The 13,582-nt window shown below is 40.7% G+C and carries 12 protein-coding genes and 1 riboswitch; of the genes, 11 read left to right on the top strand and 1 reads right to left on the bottom strand.

Annotation, left to right across the window (positions count from 1 at the left end; translation table 11 throughout):
• Positions 1–16 precede the first annotated feature (16 nt).
• The 8 genes from RCG19_RS03560 (at position 17) to RCG19_RS03525 (ending at position 9,294) form a co-directional block, all read left to right on the top strand.
• The gene (locus RCG19_RS03560; protein ID WP_308109700.1) at positions 17–1,723 is read left to right on the top strand and encodes an AMP-binding protein; all 1,707 of its coding nucleotides are present in this window, start codon (positions 17–19) and stop codon (positions 1,721–1,723) included.
• Positions 1,724–2,021: 298 nt separating this feature from the next.
• Entirely contained in the window at positions 2,022–2,618 is a 597-nt protein-coding gene (locus RCG19_RS03555; RefSeq protein ID WP_166239229.1) for a fatty acid metabolism transcriptional regulator FadR, read from the top strand.
• Positions 2,619–2,628: 10 nt separating this feature from the next.
• The gene (locus tag RCG19_RS03550; protein WP_308109699.1) at positions 2,629–3,402 is read left to right on the top strand and encodes an enoyl-CoA hydratase; all 774 of its coding nucleotides are present in this window, start codon (positions 2,629–2,631) and stop codon (positions 3,400–3,402) included.
• Positions 3,403–3,517: 115 nt separating this feature from the next.
• Positions 3,518–4,291, top strand: a complete 774-nt coding sequence (locus RCG19_RS03545; protein ID WP_308109698.1) for an electron transfer flavoprotein subunit beta/FixA family protein — start codon at positions 3,518–3,520, stop codon at positions 4,289–4,291.
• 42 nt (positions 4,292–4,333) lie between these two features.
• On the top strand, positions 4,334–5,311 hold the full coding sequence (locus RCG19_RS03540; protein ID WP_308109697.1) for an electron transfer flavoprotein subunit alpha/FixB family protein: 978 nt from the start codon (positions 4,334–4,336) through the stop codon (positions 5,309–5,311).
• Positions 5,312–5,473: 162 nt separating this feature from the next.
• Positions 5,474–5,788: a thioredoxin gene (gene trxA / locus RCG19_RS03535; protein WP_166239237.1), complete on the top strand. Its 315-nt coding sequence runs from the start codon at positions 5,474–5,476 to the stop codon at positions 5,786–5,788.
• Positions 5,789–5,934: 146 nt separating this feature from the next.
• Positions 5,935–7,713, top strand: a complete 1,779-nt coding sequence (gene uvrC / locus RCG19_RS03530; protein ID WP_166239239.1) for an excinuclease ABC subunit UvrC — start codon at positions 5,935–5,937, stop codon at positions 7,711–7,713.
• Positions 7,714–7,784: 71 nt separating this feature from the next.
• Positions 7,785–7,962: riboswitch (Lysine riboswitch) on the top strand.
• A gap of 117 nt (positions 7,963–8,079) precedes the next feature.
• Positions 8,080–9,294, top strand: coding sequence for an aspartate kinase (locus RCG19_RS03525; RefSeq protein WP_166239242.1), 1,215 nt, complete (start codon positions 8,080–8,082; stop codon positions 9,292–9,294).
• Positions 9,295–9,383: 89 nt separating this feature from the next.
• Here the strand turns inward: RCG19_RS03525 and RCG19_RS03520 are convergent, their stop codons facing one another.
• A complete protein-coding gene (locus RCG19_RS03520; RefSeq protein ID WP_308109696.1) occupies positions 9,384–9,839 on the bottom strand; it encodes a YslB family protein in 456 nt (151 codons plus the stop codon).
• A 427-nt stretch (positions 9,840–10,266) separates the two neighbouring features.
• On the opposite strand from RCG19_RS03520, the gene RCG19_RS03515 reads away from it, so the two are divergent.
• Genes RCG19_RS03515 through sdhB form a run of 3 tightly spaced genes read left to right on the top strand, consistent with a single transcriptional unit; the run spans position 10,267 to position 13,466 of the window.
• Positions 10,267–10,875, top strand: a complete 609-nt coding sequence (locus tag RCG19_RS03515; protein ID WP_166239244.1) for a succinate dehydrogenase cytochrome b558 subunit — start codon at positions 10,267–10,269, stop codon at positions 10,873–10,875.
• A gap of 56 nt (positions 10,876–10,931) precedes the next feature.
• A complete protein-coding gene (gene sdhA, locus RCG19_RS03510; RefSeq protein WP_166239246.1) occupies positions 10,932–12,683 on the top strand; it encodes a succinate dehydrogenase flavoprotein subunit in 1,752 nt (583 codons plus the stop codon).
• A 21-nt stretch (positions 12,684–12,704) separates the two neighbouring features.
• Positions 12,705–13,466, top strand: coding sequence for a succinate dehydrogenase iron-sulfur subunit (gene sdhB, locus RCG19_RS03505; RefSeq protein WP_308109695.1), 762 nt, complete (start codon positions 12,705–12,707; stop codon positions 13,464–13,466).
• Positions 13,467–13,582: the final 116 nt, after the last annotated feature.

Raw genomic sequence — 13,582 nt, 5'->3', positions numbered from 1 at the left:
AAGAGGGAGGTTATGCATGTTGGAATCAAAACCATGGTTGAATCATTATCCAAAAGAAATTCCTACCACACTTGAATACTCCTCAGAACCTGTGCAAGAATATTTGGCAGATGCAGCAAGAAAGTTTCCAGAGAAAATAGCGATTCATTTTATGGGCAAAGAAATGACCTACAAACAGTTGTATGAAGATGTAGTACGTTTTGCCAGTTACCTTCAGGGGCATATGGGAATTAAAAAAGACGATCGAATCGCGATTATGCTCCCCAATACACCACAAGCAGTTATTAGTTATTTTGGTATATTAATGGCTGGTGGAATTGTCGTCCAAACCAACCCATTATATACGGAACGTGAACTTGAATATCAAATGAAGGACTCCGGAGCCAAAGTAATTATCACCCTAGACATCCTCTACCCAAGAGTCTCAAAGGTTATGCCGAAAACGGATTTACAACATATTATTGTAACCGCTATCAAAGACTACTTGCCATTTCCAAAGAATCTAATCTATCCTTACATCCAGAAAAAACAATATGGAATTGTCGTGAAAGTCAAACACGGGGAATCCTCCCATTTATTGACTGAAATTTTGAAGGAAAACCCGAAAGAATTAACGAAATACGACTTCAACCCTGATGAAGACATAGCGCTATTGCAATATACGGGTGGAACAACCGGCTCTCCAAAAGGTGTCATGTTAACACATAAAAATTTACAATCGAACACGTTGATGAGTGAGGCATGGTTATATAAAGCGAAGCCCGGTGAAGAATCGATGCTGGGAATTGTCCCGTTTTTCCATGTTTATGGGATGACTGTCTGCATGATCCTATCAATTAAGATGGCTTGCAAAATGATATTACTGCCGAAATTCGATGCATTGACAACGTTAAAGACGATTCATAAACAGCGCCCGACCCTATTTCCCGGTGCCCCAACTATTTATATCGGCTTATTAAACCATCCTGATTTAAAAAAATACGATTTATCTTCGATTGAGGCATGCATTAGCGGTTCAGCCCCGCTTCCGCTGGAAGTACAGGAGAAATTTGAGGAGGTGACTGGGGGAAAACTGGTGGAAGGCTATGGGTTATCGGAAGCATCACCAGTCACTCATTCCAATTTTTTGTGGGACGTAGAAAGAGTAAAGGGAAGTATCGGCGTTCCGTACCCTGATACCAATGCAAAAATTGTCTCTATTGAAACAGGTGAAGACATGCCTGTAGGAGAAATTGGCGAAATTGTCATTAAAGGTCCACAAATTATGAAAGGCTATTGGAATCGTCCAGAAGAAACAAGAGAAGTTCTGCATGATGGTTGGCTTTATACGGGTGACTTAGGATATATGAATGAGGAAGGATATTTTTACGTCGTCGACCGTAAAAAGGATATGATTATTGCCGGGGGCTACAATATTTATCCTCGCGAAATTGAAGAGGTATTATATGAACATCCCGATGTGCTCGAGGCAGTTGCAGCAGGCATTCCAGATCCATATCGCGGTGAAACGGTTAAAGCGTATATTGTTCTAAAAGAAGGTTCAACGGTTACGGGAGATGAAATGAATCAATATGCAAGGAAATTTCTGGCTGCATATAAGGCACCGCGGCTATATGAATTTAGAGATGAATTGCCCAAAACAGCAGTAGGAAAAATTTTAAGAAGAATGCTTGTTGAAGAGGAAAAGAGAAAAATAGAGGAAGAAGCTCAAAAACACGCCTAATCTAGAAAATTTTTTTTGAACGGATAGGCTTGTCTGATATATGATAATACGTAGCCAAAGTTTCTGACAGAAGTTCTTGACAGAAGTGAAGATAGATTCTATTATAAAAATATGAATGATGATTCATTCATATTTTTATTTTTTATACTTTGAGAAATGTCCAGCTGCAGCGCCTAGGGGCTCTGGGTCATAAGCCAATCCGTCAAGAAGGTTAAAGAGCAACCTTCTCGCCGTCTCGTCTTATGCCTGTCGCCCCTGACCAAGGCGCTTCCGCTTTTCTATCAAAGGGGGGGATAGATTGAAAAAAAGTAAGCCGAAATACATGCAAATAATTGATGCTGCAGTCATCGCTATTGCTGAAAATGGCTACCACCAAGCCCAAGTTTCGAAAATTGCGAAGCAGGCGGGAGTGGCAGATGGCACGATTTATCTTTATTTTAAAAACAAAGAAGACATCCTCATCTCACTCTTTGAAGAAAAAATGGGAACATTCATTGAAAAAATAGATCAAATGATAGCAGGAAAAGGGACGGCGGCGGAGAAGTTATTAAAGATGATTGAAGCGCATTTCAGTTTGCTTTATGAGGATCACCATCTTGCCATTGTGACCCAGTTGGAATTGCGCCAATCTAACAAGGATTTACGGCTTCGCATTAATAATGTTCTAAAAGGGTACCTACAGGTGATTGATAAAATTATACTCGAAGGCATAGAGACGGGTGAGTTTTCACCGGACCTAGATGTACGTCTTGCCCGGCAAATGATTTTCGGTACGATTGATGAAACCGCTACCTCATGGGTAATGAACGAGGAAAAGTATAATTTGATAAAACTGGCAACCCCGGTTCATCACCTATTAATTAATGGCTGTGGGTTCAGAAGAGGAAAAGAATAGGGGAAAAACTTTGGAATATTTAAAATGGTCGTATCAAGAAAGTATTGCCACGATTACTATTCAGCGTCCTCCGGCAAATGCCCTTTCATCAGGTCTTTTAAGGGAATTGTCGGCGATACTGGATGAAATCGAACCAAACCGTGAGATTCGTGTGATTGTTATTCATGGTGAAGGCCGCTTTTTCTCAGCAGGTGCTGACATTAAAGAATTTACCACGGTCACTTCTTCAGGAGATTTCGCTAATCTTGGTAAATTTGGTCAGGATTTATTTGATCGTATGGAAAGGTTTCCAAAGCCGATTATTGCCGCAATCCATGGTGCAGCACTTGGCGGCGGATTGGAACTTGCTATGGCTTGTCACATCCGCTATGTCAGCGAAACGGCTAAACTTGGCCTTCCTGAGCTGCAGCTTGGTTTAATCCCTGGATTTGCCGGTACACAGCGCCTGCCAAAATATGTAGGTGTTGCCCGTGCGGCAGAAATGTTGTTCACATCTGAGCCCATCACAGGTTTAGAAGCAGTAGAATACGGGTTGGCCACCCGAGCTTTTCCAGAAACCGATGTATTGGAACAGGCTTATCAATTAGCTGGGAAAATTGCTAAGAAAAGCCCTGTCTCCATTGGTGCTGCTATTCAATTATTAAACTATGCAAAAACAGAAGAGTTTTACGAAGGTACCAAAAAAGAGGCTGAATTGTTTGGTAAAGTTTTTATTTCAAACGATGCCAAAGAAGGGATACAAGCCTTCCTCGAAAAAAGAGAACCAAACTTTAAAGGTGAATAACTTCCATAAGCAGGGCTCCTGTTTTAAGAAGTTTTATAAATTTTTTTCTAAAAAATTATCTCAATCTTTCAAACTGAGCGAATGCTCGAATATTTCATAGGAGGGGACCAAAAGCATGAACATTTATGTGTTAATGAAAAGAACCTTTGATACGGAAGAAAAGATTACGCTGAACGGTGGAAAAATCAATGAGGATGGTGCGGAATTTATCATCAATCCTTATGATGAATATGCGATTGAAGAGGCCATCCAAGTCCGTGATGCCAATGGTGGCGAAGTAACCGTTATTTCTGTTGGCAACGAAGAAACTGAAAAACAATTGCGTACTGCTCTAGCAATGGGTGCAGATAAGGCGGTTCTAATCAATACGGAAGACGATGTGGAGAATGGTGACCAATTTACAACAGCCAAAATCCTTGCTGAATACTTAAAAGATAAAGAGGCAGATTTAATCATCGGCGGAAATGTTGCCATCGATGGAGGATCAGGACAGGTTGGCCCGCGTGTTGCCGAGTTATTAAATATCCCTTATGTAACAACGATTACCAAGTTGGAAATTGACGGAACAAATGTAACCGTTACCCGTGACGTTGAAGGGGATGCTGAAGTCATTGGAACAAGCCTGCCTATGTTAATCACGGCACAACAAGGTCTTAATGAACCTCGTTATCCATCATTACCGGGGATTATGAAAGCGAAGAAGAAGCCGCTTGAAGAATTAGAATTAGATGACCTTGACCTTGATGAAGATGATGTTGAAGCGAAAACTAAGACAATTGAAATTTATCTGCCAGCCAAAAAAGAAGCAGGAAAAGTTTTAGCCGGCGAATTAAATGATCAGGTTAAAGAACTTGTTCACCTACTTCATACTGAAGCAAAAGTAATTTAATCGAATTCACATAAAAATTGTTTTTTCAGGAGGTAAACATACATGTCAAGAAAAGTATTGGTATTAGGAGAAGTTCGTGACGGATCATTACGTAATGTTTCTTTCGAAGCAATTGCTGCCGCAAAAACGGTTGCTGAGGGCGGAGATGTTGTTGGTGTCTTAGTTGGCCAAGCTGTAAGCGCTTTAGGAGCGGAACTAGTCCAAAATGGTGCAGACCGCGTTATCATTGTAGAAGATGAGAAATTAAATCAATATACATCTGATGGGTATGCCCAAGCATTACTTGCAGTTATTGAGCAGGAAAAACCGGAAGGACTTGTTTTCGGTCATACAGCACTTGGAAAAGATTTGGCACCAAGAATTGCTGGGAAACTTTCATCGGGTCTCATTTCTGACGCAACTGCAGTTGAAGCAGCCGGCGGAAATATCGTGTTTACACGGCCAATTTATTCTGGAAAAGCATTTGAAAAGAAAATTGTAACCAGCGGATTGATTTTTGCAACGGTTCGCCCAAATAACATTGCTCCTTTAGAAAAGGATGAAAGCAGAACTGGAGAGGTTTCTTCCCTATCTGTTGATATTAAAGACCTTCGTGCCATTATTAAAGAAGTAGTAAGAAAAGCAAGCGAGGGTGTTGATTTAAGTGAAGCAAAAGTGGTTATTTCCGGAGGCCGCGGCGTTAAGAGTGCGCAAGGGTTCGAACCATTGAAAGAATTAGCTCAGGTATTAGGTGGAGCTGTTGGTGCTTCCCGTGGTGCGTGTGATGCCGACTATTGTGATTACTCCTTACAAATTGGCCAAACTGGTAAAGTTGTAACGCCTGACTTATATATTGCCTGTGGAATTTCCGGCGCTATCCAGCATTTAGCGGGCATGTCAAACTCCAAGGTGATTGTTGCGATCAACAAAGATCCTGAAGCAAACATCTTTAAAGTAGCAGACTACGGAATCGTTGGTGACCTTTTCGAAGTTGTGCCATTATTAACAGAAGAGTTTAAAAAGCTTAAGGTTCATTCATAATAATAATGGGGCGAGCAGGGTGTTCTGCTCGCTTCTAAATTTTTAGGAATATGATGGCTAAAATAAGGGAAAATAACAAGTAGAGCAATTTATTAGCGTGTTATTTCAATCGATGTTATACTCTGGGTAGTATTTCAGTATTTATTAGGGGGTAAATAAAAAATGGCTATTTCACACGTAACAGATCAAAATTTTACGGCTGAAACAGGTTCAGGACTTGTCCTTGTAGATTTCTGGGCACCATGGTGCGGACCTTGTAAAATGATTGCACCAGTTCTTGAAGAGCTTGATGCAGACATGGGCGATAAAGTGAAAATTACGAAGCTTGATGTGGATGACAACCCGCAAACAGCTGCAAACTTCGGTGTTATGAGCATTCCAACATTGTTGGTCATGAAAAATGGCGAAGTCGTTGATAAAGTAGTCGGCTTCCAGCCTAAAGAAGCATTAGCAAGTGTATTAGAAAAGCACGTTTAAGTATACAAAGATACAAAATGAAACCTTAGCTGGGCTTGTTCCAGTTAAGGTTTTTTTTGATAAGAAAAACATCCCACTTCCCTTTAATGGCCATTTGCATTACTATTTTATAAGATAGAAAAAAAGACGGATGGGAGTGGCCGGAAATGAATGAGATAATTAATCAAAAACTGACACTGCTGCCTGATCAGCCTGGCTGCTACTTAATGAAAGACCGTCAGGGAACGATTATTTATGTAGGGAAAGCAAAAGTTTTAAAGAATCGTGTTCGTTCCTATTTTACCGGATCACATGATGGGAAGACATTAAGGCTCGTTAATGAAATTGAGGACTTTGAATACATTGTTACTTCTTCAAATATAGAAGCACTTTTACTCGAACTAAACCTTATCAAGAAATACGATCCCAAATACAATATCATGCTGAAGGATGATAAAAGCTACCCGTTTATAAAAATTACTGCGGAAAGACACCCACAGCTAGTCATAACGCGAAAAGTACGAAAAGATAAAGGGAAGTATTTTGGCCCCTATCCGAATGTTGGTGCTGCAAAGGAAACGAAGAAATTACTTGACCGCATGTTTCCCCTACGAAAATGCAACAACTTCACCACAGGACGACCATGTTTTTATTATCATTTAGGTCAATGTATCGGCCCCTGCGTTAAAGAGGTTAGTGAAGAAGAATATAAAAAAGTAACAGATGATATTTCTCGATTTTTAAACGGCGGCCATAAAGAAATAAAAAAAGAGCTTACTGAGAAAATGACCGCAGCAGCCGATGAGCTAGATTTTGAACGAGCAAAGGAATACCGCGATAAAATTGTTCATATTGAAACGATTATGGAAAAACAAAAAATTACGATGACTGATTTTACGGACCGTGATGTCTTTGGCTATGCTGTTGACAAAGGCTGGATGTGTGTCCAAGTCTTCTTTGTCCGCCAAGGAAAGCTGATTGAACGGGATGTCTCTACTTTTCCAATCTACAATGAACCGGAGGAAGAAATCTTAACCTTCCTTGGTCAATTCTACACAAAAGCCAATCATTTCAAGCCCAAAGAGATTTTGATTCAGGATGAGGTAGAACTAACAATGGCGGAGCAGCTGCTCGAAGATGTGAAAGTGCTGCAGCCACAGCGCGGACAAAAAAAGGATCTCGTCAAAATGGCCATTAAAAATGCCAAAATTGCTCTAAATGAAAAATTCTCCTTGATTGAAAAAGATGAGGAAAGAACGATAAAGGCAGTAGAAAACCTAGGGGAATTACTGGGGATTTACACTCCGCATCGGATTGAGTCATTTGATAACTCCAACATTCAAGGAACAGACCCCGTTTCTGCAATGGTCGTTTTTATCGATGGCAAGGCAACCAAGCGGGAATACCGCAAGTATAAAATTAAATCAGTAAAAGGTCCCGATGATTATGAATCCATGCGGGAAGTCACAAGAAGAAGGTACTCCAGGGCCTTAAAGGATGAACTGCCACTCCCAGATTTGATTATCATTGATGGTGGAAAAGGACATGTTGAGACCGTAAGAGATGTGCTTGAAAATGAATTGGGGCTGGATATTCCGCTTGCTGGTCTGGTGAAGGATGAAAAACACCGAACATCACAGCTTCTATATGGAAATCCGCTAGAAATTGTCCCTCTCGCAAGGAACAGCCAAGAATTTTATTTATTGCAAAGGATCCAAGATGAGGTTCACCGCTTTGCGATTACCTTTCACCGTCAAATTCGCGGGAAGTCGGCCTTTCATTCATTACTTGATGATATTCCGGGAATTGGTGAAAAGCGGAAAAAACAATTGCTAAAGGAATTCGGCTCGGTTAAGAAAATGAAGGAAGCTACGGTTGAGGAATTTCGAGCCCTGGGAATCCCAGCCAATGTAGTGGAAGAATTAATCAAAAAACTTCAATCGTAAGGATTGTCAGAAAAAATTGAACATGCTATAATAAGTGAAAATTTAATTTACTATCACTTTTTACGTATTAAAGTGAAGGTAGAGGTGCGAGCTTCAATAGTAATGGTTCTGAGAAGGATGAGCTTCGAAGATGAATCATGAAAGGGGATGTTCGCCGAAGTAAGGAAGGTCTCATTTCTTTCTTTGCTGGTTCTGCATTGAATAAATGCAGGATTGTCAAGACCTTGGTCTTGGAGAGCTATCTTACATTGTGTGTACGGAAATTTATATTTTCGTGTTCTTAAAGCAATGAGATGCCCTTCTCATTGCTTTTTTGCGTGTTTGGGGAAAATTAATAGTATTACTTAAAAAAAGGGGAAGAAGATCATGGGGCTTATTGTACAAAAATTTGGGGGAACCTCCGTTGGCAGTGCAGAAAGAATTTTGAATGTGGCAGCCTGTGTGAAAGAGGAGACGGAACGAGGCAATAACGTCGTTGTAGTCGTTTCAGCAATGGGGAAATCTACAGATCAACTAGTCAGCATGGCTAAGGAAATATCCTCGCAGCCAAGTAAGCGAGAAATGGATATGTTGTTATCCACTGGGGAGCAGGTGACCATCTCCTTACTTTCGATGGCCTTAAATCAACAAGGACTTGATGCGGTTTCCTTCACAGGCTGGCAAGCGGGTATTGTGACAGAACCTGTTCATGGAAATGCGAGAATCTCGAAAATTAACACGGAGGCCATTCAGACCCAGTTATCAGATGGTAAGGTGGTTATTGTTGCCGGGTTCCAGGGAATCACAGAGGACGGTGAGATTACCACCCTTGGCCGCGGTGGTTCTGATACGACTGCTGTAGCATTAGCTGCTGCGCTTAAAGCAGATAAGTGTGATATTTATACCGATGTAACCGGGGTATTCACCACTGACCCAAGGTATGTTAAAGCGGCACGTAAATTATTATCCGTGTCGTATGATGAGATGCTGGAGCTTGCCAATTTGGGTGCGGGTGTCTTGCATCCAAGAGCTGTAGAGTTTGCAAAGAACTATCAAGTTCAGCTTGAGGTTCGTTCAAGTATGGAGAAAATAGAAGGAACAGTCATAGAGGGGGAAGCAACAATGGAGCAAAATTTAGTCGTACGCGGAGTTGCGTTTGAAGACGAAATTACTAGGGTAACGGTATTGGGGCTTACCAATTCACTAACTAGCCTGTCAACGATATTTACAACATTGGCACAGAATCATCTTAACGTGGACATTATCATTCAAAGTACAACAGAGGGTGGTACGGCGAATTTGTCTTTCTCGATACATACAAATGATTTGTTAGAGACATTGAAGGTATTAGAAGACAATAAAGAAGTGCTAGGCTATGAGCAACTAGATGCAGAAAATAAATTAGCGAAGGTATCCATTGTTGGTTCCGGCATGATCTCCAATCCGGGGGTGGCAGCCAAAATGTTTGAAGTTCTAGCGGCTAATAATATCCAAATTAAAATGGTCAGCACCTCAGAAATAAAAGTATCCGCCGTCGTCGAAGAAAAAAATATGCTTAAAGCAGTAGAAGCACTCCATGCAGCATTCGAACTAAGCAAATAGGTAGAAAGGCGAAAAAGGGTGACAGGCACCATTCTGGTGCCTGTCACCCTTTAAAACATAAAAATAGTGGAAATGAACAAAAACGATTTTTATTTGATTGGATCTTTTGTGTCCCATTTGATGGTGAATTGGACTTTGTTTGCCTTTTTGACTGGGTGCTCGAAGGCTTCGGCGATGACTTCTTTTTGAAGCTCAATTTGCTGGGCAAGGAAACCGGCTTCAAGCTGGAAGAAGTACTCTGCTTTTGATTTCACTCGTGACACAATGAGTGGGCTTGTTAGTTCAATTTCGATTTCACTTTTCGTTTCTTTTGCTAATTCAAGCTGTCCCCATGAGGCATTAGCGAAAAACTCAACGACTTGATCAAAATCGGTTAAAGGAAATTTCCGTGCCAGGCGTTTACCTGCCCAATAAAGGATTTCAGGGGTGTCTTTTCCTAGAATCTCAGGTAAAAGGACTTCTCTGATTAACTCATATCCGAATATGGAGATGGTTCGCGGTTCCGGTGAATTTACATCTATATCGACAACTGTACTATCTTTCACATGTTTCCCCTCTTTCTATCATTCTATTATATACAATTTTGATTAGGTTTTAGAACTGATTTCTCGAAAACAGGAATGGAAGGGAAAATATTATTTCGTAATAACTAATCACATTTATCATCATAATTATAATGTCCTTTCATACGGAAAAATCAACAGTTAGATGTTGGTAATTGGGGAGTAAAATTTGTAAAAAATTCAAATAAACGGTGTTTTTTATCACCGTCTATTATAATATCAATATATTTTAAAAATTTTATTTTTTAGTAAAGATTGTGTATCCGTTTTCTTGACGCTCTAGCATGTTGGGAGTAAAATGGACATGTCACATTATTGTCACAGTGATGCTAGGTTATGAATTCTTTTAAGGGGTTTTATAAGGGAAGAAACTTAACATCATTTTTAAAATTAAAAGGGGGGTAAAATAATGGCGGGTAATCGAGAATTTGTTAATCGCAGATTGCATTCGCTGCTGGGGGTAATCCCAATTGGATTATTCGTAGTGCAGCATCTTGTAGTCAACCATTTTGTAACAGGAGGACCTGAATCCTTCAATAAGGCTGCAGGTTTTATGGGAAATCTGCCGTTCCGGATTGTGCTGGAAACTGTAGTTATTTATTTACCAATTCTTTATCATGCAATTTATGGACTTTATATTGCTTTTACCGCAACTAGCAATGTCAATAAGTTTGGTACATACAGAAACTGGATGTACATCCTACAACGTATTACTGGTGTTATTACATTGATCTTTATTGCGTGGCATGTATGGCAAACACGGATAGCGGCAGCATTTGGATCAGAGGTTAACTTTGATATGATGCATGATATTCTTACATCACCTTTCATGTTTGTATTCTATTTAGTTGGTATTATTTCAGCCATTTTCCACTTTGCTAATGGCTTATGGTCATTCTTAGTTAGCTGGGGGATCACGGTGTCACCTCGTTCACAAGTCATTTCTACATACGTGACAATTGGTGTTTTTGTGGTTCTAGCAATTGTTGCTGTTCAAACACTGGTTGCTTTTATTTAATAAAATTTTTGGTCGGAAAAATATGTGTATTTTTGGATTGAGGGAGTGAGTCACGAATGAGTAAAGGTAAAGTGATTGTAGTCGGCGGCGGCTTAGCTGGCTTAATGGCTACCATCAAAGTTGCAGAAACAGGAACACCGGTAGAGCTATTTTCTCTTGTTCCGGTAAAACGTTCTCACTCTGTTTGTGCCCAAGGTGGTATTAATGGAGCTGTAAATACAAAAGGTGAAGGGGATTCTCCGTGGATTCACTTTGATGATACCATTTATGGTGGAGACTTCTTAGCAAATCAGCCTCCGGTAAAGGCGATGTGTGATGCTGCACCATTTATTATTAATTTATTTGACCGGATGGGAGTTATGTTTAACCGTACTCCTGAAGGATTACTAGACTTCCGTCGCTTTGGCGGTACACAGCATCACCGTACAGCATTTGCTGGTGCTACAACGGGTCAGCAATTGCTTTATGCATTGGACGAGCAGGTTCGTCGTCATGAGGTAGACGGTTTGGTTACAAAGTATGAGGGCTGGGAATTCCTTGGTACCGTTATTGATGATGACGGTGTTTGCCGTGGTGTTGTCGTGCAAAACCTCAAAACAATGGAAATTAAGTCGTTCTCTGCTGATGCTGTCATCATGGCAACAGGCGGTCCTGGGATTATATTTGGTAAGTCAACAAACTCTGTTATTAATACAGGCTCTGCTGCATCAATTGTTTACCAGCAGGGTGCAACTTACGCGAATGGTGAGATGATCCAAATTCATCCTACTGCCATCCCTGGTGATGATAAACTGCGTTTAATGAGTGAATCAGCTCGCGGTGAAGGCGGCCGAATTTGGACGTATAAAGATGGAAAACCATGGTACTTCCTGGAAGAAAAATATCCTGCATACGGAAACCTTGTACCACGTGATATTGCAACACGTGAGATTTTTGATGTGTGCGTACGTCAGAAACTTGGTATTAACGGGGAGAACATGGTATTCCTTGATTTATCTCACAAGGATCCGCATGAATTGGATGTTAAATTAGGTGGTATTATCGAGATTTATGAAAAATTCATGGGCGATAATCCACGTAAGGTTCCAATGAAAATATTCCCAGCTGTTCATTATTCTATGGGCGGACTATGGGTTGATTATGACCAAATGACCACTATTCCTGGTCTCTTTGCCGCTGGTGAGTGTGATTATTCTCAGCATGGTGCCAACAGACTAGGGGCAAACTCATTGCTTTCAGCAGTTTATGGCGGAATGGTCGCTGGACCAAACGCTGTGAAATATGTGGATGGACTTGAGAAGACTTCTGAAGCAGTATCATCTTCTGTGTTTGATCGCCATGTTAAAGAACAGGAAGAAAAATGGAACGGAATTATGTCCCTAAATGGTACGGAAAATGCATATGTCCTTCACAAAGAGCTTGGTGAATGGATGACAGATAACGTAACAGTTGTCCGTTACAACGATCAACTATTAAAAACGGACGAAAAGATTCAAGAACTCTTGGAACGTTACCAACACATTAATATTAATGATACATCTAAATGGAGCAACCAAGGGGCGGCATTCACACGTCAATTACAAAATATGCTGCAATTGGCCCGCGTTATTACTATTGGTGCTTACAATCGGAATGAGAGCCGTGGTGCACATTATAAGCCTGATTTCCCTAAACGGAATGATGAGGAATTCTTAAAGACAACAATGGCTAAATTTGTTGATGCAAAGACTGCCCCTGAATTCCATTATGCGGATGTCGATACATCGTTACTAAAACCACGTGAGCGCGATTATACAAAAAAACATTAATGGAGAGGGGAGTAGGAAAGAATGTCTGAAAAGAAAACAGTGAAATTTAAAATCATGCGTCAAGATAACACAGATTCTGCCCCTTTTGAGGAGGAATTTGAAGTTGATTATCGTCCGAATATGAATGTTATTTCGGCGTTAATGGAAATTCGGAAAAATCCTGTTAATGGGAAAGGGCAATCCACTACCCCAATCGCTTGGGATATGAATTGTCTTGAAGAGGTTTGCGGTGCTTGTTCAATGGTGATTAACGGCAAACCACGTCAAGCATGTTCGGCACTTGTTGATCAATTAGAACAGCCAATCCGTTTAGAACCGATGCGGACGTTCCCGGTTGTCCGTGACCTCCAAGTAGATCGCAGCAGAATGTTTGATTCTTTGAAAAAGGTTAAGGCTTGGATTCCAATTGATGGAACCTACGATTTAGGACCCGGACCGCGTATGCCGGAGAATAAACGCCAATGGGCATATGAGCTGTCTAAATGTATGACGTGTGGTGTCTGTTTAGAAGCGTGTCCTAACGTAAACAGCAAAACCAACTTTATGGGACCTGCTGTCTTTAACCAAGTTCGTTTATTTAATGCCCATCCAACAGGCGCGATGAATAAAGCAGAACGGTTAAATGCCTTCATGGAGGATGGTGGTATGCAAGGTTGTGGTAACTCACAAAACTGTGTGCAGGCTTGTCCGAAAGGGATACCAATTACGACTTCTATTGCAGCTATTAACCGTGATGCCTCTATGCAGGCATTCAGAAACTTCTTTGGCAGCGACAACGACTAAAATAAACCAAAACCTTCTTTTCTACTTCGAAAGGAAGGTTTTTTCCTTTTTTTATGCTGATTTCCAATAGTTCTATAAGTGCCCCTTTGGTATACTTGAAAATAATGTCCTTTTGA

The sequence above is a fragment of the Neobacillus sp. OS1-2 genome (assembly GCF_030915505.1).
Lineage (GTDB): Bacteria > Bacillota > Bacilli > Bacillales > Cytobacillaceae > Neobacillus.
The sequence above is the reverse complement of the archived record's forward strand: the minus strand, read 5'-3'. Positions and strand labels throughout refer to the sequence as shown.

Excerpts from the sequence above, each read along its gene's own strand:
- RCG19_RS03545 (WP_308109698.1), top strand. The coding sequence starts at position 3,518 with ATGAACATTTATGTGTTAATGAAAAGAACCTTTGATACGGAAGAAAAG.
- uvrC (WP_166239239.1), top strand. The coding sequence starts at position 5,935 with ATGAATGAGATAATTAATCAAAAACTGACACTGCTGCCTGATCAGCCT.
- sdhB (WP_308109695.1), top strand. The coding sequence starts at position 12,705 with ATGTCTGAAAAGAAAACAGTGAAATTTAAAATCATGCGTCAAGATAAC.
- RCG19_RS03540 (WP_308109697.1), top strand. The coding sequence starts at position 4,334 with ATGTCAAGAAAAGTATTGGTATTAGGAGAAGTTCGTGACGGATCATTA.
- RCG19_RS03560 (WP_308109700.1), top strand. The coding sequence starts at position 17 with ATGTTGGAATCAAAACCATGGTTGAATCATTATCCAAAAGAAATTCCT.
- RCG19_RS03525 (WP_166239242.1), top strand. The coding sequence starts at position 8,080 with ATGGGGCTTATTGTACAAAAATTTGGGGGAACCTCCGTTGGCAGTGCA.
- RCG19_RS03515 (WP_166239244.1), top strand. The coding sequence starts at position 10,267 with ATGGCGGGTAATCGAGAATTTGTTAATCGCAGATTGCATTCGCTGCTG.
- trxA (WP_166239237.1), top strand. The coding sequence starts at position 5,474 with ATGGCTATTTCACACGTAACAGATCAAAATTTTACGGCTGAAACAGGT.
- sdhA (WP_166239246.1), top strand. The coding sequence starts at position 10,932 with ATGAGTAAAGGTAAAGTGATTGTAGTCGGCGGCGGCTTAGCTGGCTTA.